The organism is uncultured Wocania sp. (genome assembly GCF_964021735.1).
Lineage (GTDB): Bacteria > Bacteroidota > Bacteroidia > Flavobacteriales > Flavobacteriaceae > Wocania_A.
The window spans coordinates 1-4,246 of sequence record NZ_CAXIBN010000223.1; the positions used below are offsets into that span (position 1 = coordinate 1).

The following is a 4,246-nucleotide window of genomic DNA, read 5'->3' on the forward strand; positions in this document are numbered from 1 at the left end:
TATATTGATGACTTACCAGAAACAACAGAACATTCTGAAGAAACTTACGCAGACATTATTTTTAAAGTACAAATTGCGGCAAGCTCCAAAGCTTTAGAAACAAAACCATATAACTTTAAAGGTTTAAACAATGTTTCTAGAGACAAAGAAAATAATTTATATAAATATTATTACGGAGAAACTTCAAATTATAATACCATAAAAAAACTAGAAGAAAAGGCTAAAGCTACTGGTTTTAAAACAGGTTATATAGTAGCATTTAAAGACGGTAAAAAAATATCTTTAACCGAAGCTTTAAAAACAACTGCTAATTAGATTCATTCTTTTTAAATTTATCTTAAATTTGTTTAACTAACATATTTATTTTGAAATGAGCATAACTAAAAAATAACATTTAGTTATTTGGTTTTTATGTGAATTACATCTTACTTAAATATAGCAATAATAGTTTTAGATGAATATATCAAAAGAAGTTAAAACATCAATATTAGTCTTATCAGGAATTGTCCTATTTGTTTTCGGATTTAATTACTTAAAAGGTCAAAATTTACTCGATTCTTCTCGTACATTTTATGCTGTTTATGATAATGTTGAAGGCTTAACAGCATCAACACCAGTTACCATTAATGGTTTAATTGTGGGTAAAGTTATTAGTATAGGTTTTAAAGACGATGCCTCAGGGAAATTACAAGTAAAACTTTTAGTTGATAGCGATTTTCAGTTTTCAAAAAACAGCAAAGCAGAACTTTACGAAACAGGTTTAATAGGAGGTAAAGCTATTGCTATTGTTCCAGCAAATGATAATGCAGAAAATGCTAAAAGCGATTCTTTTTTACAAGGCTCAGTAAAAGCAGGATTAAGCGAATTGGTAAATCAGAAACTAACACCATTGCAAGGTAAAATTGAAAATATGATGGTTAGCGCAGATAGTTTGCTAAACAATTTAAACCAAGTTTTTGATGCACAAACCAAAGCAAACCTTAAAAAAAGCATAGCTAGTTTAAGTTCTACAATAGATTCATTTAAGAGCACATCATTATCTCTAAATCATACCATTAAAAGTAATCAAGGTAAAATTGATAGTGTATTGACTAATGCGGAAAAACTAACTGGAGATTTAGCAAAAATAACAAATACGATTTCAGAATCAGACCTCAAGAAAACTATATCTAATTTAGAAACAACTCTTCAAAACTTCGATAAAATTATAGCTAATTTAGAAAAGGGAGAAGGCTCAATAGGTAAATTACTTAAAGATGATGCCTTATATGAAAATTTAGAAGGCGCAACATTACAGTTAGAGCAGTTGTTAGAAGATATGAAGCTAAACCCAAAACGTTATGTGCATTTTTCTTTATTTGGAAAAAAAGCAAAGCAATATGATGCCGAGGGCAATGAAATCAAACAAAAAGATTAACACATATAAATATGAATTACATATCGAACGTGCTTTTTGCAATACTGCTTATAATAGGTATTGGCTATTTTACAAGAAATGTTAAGAAATTAATTCGAAACATTAAACTTGGGCAAGATGTAGATGTTAGCGATAATAAATCGCAACGCTGGAAAAATATGGTTATGATTGCCTTAGGACAAAGCAAAATGGTACGTCGTCCTATTGCAGGTTTTTTACATGTTATTGTTTATGTAGGCTTCATAATAATTAATATTGAAGTTTTAGAAATCATTATCGATGGTATATTTGGTACGCACAGAATCGGTTTAAAAGTTTTACCAGAATCGGTTTATGGGTTTTTAATAGGCGCTTTTGAAGTATTAGCTGTTTTAGTATTTATCTCAGTAACTATATTTTGGGTTCGTAGAAACATTATAAAACTAGCGCGTTTCTGGAAAAGCGAAATGTCGAGTTGGCCAAAAAACGATGGTAATTTTATTCTATATTTCGAAATGGTATTGATGACTTTATTTTTAGTTATGAACGCTACCGACTTGAATTTTCAAGCTATGAATTCAGGTAATATTATCAGTCAATTTATAGCACCTTGGTTTAGCAGCTTGCCAGAAGGCACTATTCATTTTATAGAAAGAGCTGCTTGGTGGTTACATATTGTTGGCATTTTAATATTCTTAAATTACTTATATTTTTCAAAGCACCTGCATATTTTATTAGCGTTCCCAAATACGTATTATGGGAAATTAACTCCAAAGGGGCAATTAAATAATCTTGAAGCGGTTACCAAAGAGGTGAAATTAATGATGGATCCAGATGCCGATCCTTATGCAGTACCTGAGGACGATGGTGAAGCACCTGCAAAATTTGGTGCAAGCGATGTGCAAGATTTAAGTTGGGTGCAGCTATTAAACGCATATACCTGTACAGAATGCGGACGATGCACTAGCGAATGTCCTGCCAATCAAACAGGTAAAAAGCTATCGCCTCGAAAAATCATGATGGACACGCGAGATCGTTTAGAAGAAGTTGGTAAAAACATTGATACGAATAAAGGCAAATTTAAACCAGACGAAAAACAGCTTTTAGACAATTATATCACGCGCGAAGAACTTTGGGCATGTACATCGTGTAATGCATGTACAGAAGCTTGTCCGGTAAGCATCGACCCATTATCAATCATTTTAGACATGCGCCGTTATTTAGTTATGGAGCAATCAGCAGCCCCAGTCGAGCTTAATAACATGATGACCAATATAGAAAACAATGGCGCACCATGGCCATACAATCAAATGGATCGATTAAACTGGAAAAACGAATAAATAAATAATTTGGGCGTTACCCTAAAAAGGGTCGGGCTTTCGGCAGTCGCTTTTTTTGAAAAAACAAAAAAGAGCTCCAACAAATGCCTCAATCCCTAACGCAACACAAATCACGTTAAACAATGAGCGAATTACTAAAAGTACCAACCATGGCAGAATACATGGCTCAAGGAAAACAACCCGAAGTGTTATTTTGGGTAGGCTGTGCAGGTAGTTTTGACGATAGAGCAAAAAAAATAACAAAAGCTTTTGTAAAACTTTTAAACAAAGCTAATGTAGAATTTGCCGTATTAGGAACTGAAGAAAGTTGCACTGGCGATCCAGCAAAACGTTCTGGAAACGAATTTTTATTTCAAATGCAAGCCGTAACAAACATTGAAGTTTTAAACGCTTACGAAGTAAAAAAAATAGTAACTGCTTGTCCACATTGTTTTAATACCATAAAAAATGAATATCCAGAATTAGGTGGGAGTTATGAGGTTATGCATCATACACAGTTTTTAAAAGCATTGCTTGACGAAGGTCGACTAACCATTGAAGGCGGAAAATTTAAAGGCAAGCGCATTACATTTCACGATCCATGTTATTTGGGTCGTGCTAACAATGTTTATGAAGCACCACGCGAACTTATTCAAAAATTAGAAGCAGAATTAGTCGAAATGAAAAACTGCCGTCGCAACGGTTTATGCTGTGGAGCAGGAGGAGCACAAATGTTTAAAGAACCAGAAAAAGGCGATAAAGATGTTAATGTAGAACGTACCGAGCAAGCTTTAGGTGTAAAACCAGAAATTATAGCGGCAGGTTGCCCATTTTGTAATACGATGATGACTGATGGTGTAAAAGCCAAAGAAAAAGAAGCAGACGTTGAAGTTATGGATATAGCTGAACTTATTGCTAATGCCCAAGATTTATAATTGGCACCAAAAAGCTTAAAATATCAAATAGCTTATGGCGTTATAAGTGGTTTTATTTATGCTACTTTTATTGCTATTGTTGATTATTATAAAGACGAAGAATTTAGTCTTAATAAATTTATTATAGGAATGGTTGCTTTTGGAATTGCTATGTTTATAGCAACCAAAATAAGAAATAAGAAAGAAAAATAAATGCTAGTAGAATTTAATACATTACCAGAAGAATCACGTGTTTGGATTTACCAAGCAAACCGTTCGTTTACCGAGCAAGAGATAGAAGATATTCAATCAAGATTAAATATTTTTATTGAAAACTGGACAGCACACGGAAGTGATTTACAAGCAGGCTATGTTATAAAATATAAGCGATTTATTGTATTAGGTTTAAATCAAGATTTGAATAAAGCTACAGGTTGTTCTATTGATGCTTCAGTTCATTTTATTCAACAATTAGAAAAAGATTATAATGTTGATTTAATGGATAAAATGAATGTATCTTACAAGCAAGGTGAATATGTAGCATACAAAACGCTAACCGATTTTAGAAAAATGGCAAAAGACAAAGCGGTTTCTAAAAACACTATTGTATTCAATAA

General features: G+C 32.5%; 5 protein-coding genes and 1 pseudogene. All 6 read left to right on the forward strand.

Features of this window, described 5'->3' with window-relative positions:
• Positions 1-315: pseudogene (locus AADI82_RS13945) on the forward strand (N-acetylmuramoyl-L-alanine amidase); the annotation flags it as partial.
• Positions 316-454: 139 nt separating this feature from the next.
• Positions 455-1,417: an MlaD family protein gene (locus AADI82_RS13950; protein ID WP_341217036.1), complete on the forward strand. Its 963-nt coding sequence runs from the start codon at positions 455-457 to the stop codon at positions 1,415-1,417.
• An 11-nt stretch (positions 1,418-1,428) separates the two neighbouring features.
• Positions 1,429-2,736 (forward strand): (Fe-S)-binding protein, encoded by a 1,308-nt coding sequence (locus tag AADI82_RS13955; RefSeq protein ID WP_341217037.1) that lies wholly within the window; start codon positions 1,429-1,431, stop codon positions 2,734-2,736.
• A 122-nt stretch (positions 2,737-2,858) separates the two neighbouring features.
• Positions 2,859-3,650 (forward strand): (Fe-S)-binding protein, encoded by a 792-nt coding sequence (locus AADI82_RS13960; RefSeq protein ID WP_341217038.1) that lies wholly within the window; start codon positions 2,859-2,861, stop codon positions 3,648-3,650.
• Positions 3,651-3,842 (forward strand): hypothetical protein, encoded by a 192-nt coding sequence (locus AADI82_RS13965; protein ID WP_341217039.1) that lies wholly within the window; start codon positions 3,651-3,653, stop codon positions 3,840-3,842.
• A partial coding sequence (locus AADI82_RS13970) for an ABC transporter ATPase (RefSeq protein WP_341217040.1) occupies positions 3,843-4,246 on the forward strand: 404 nt, incomplete at its 3' end.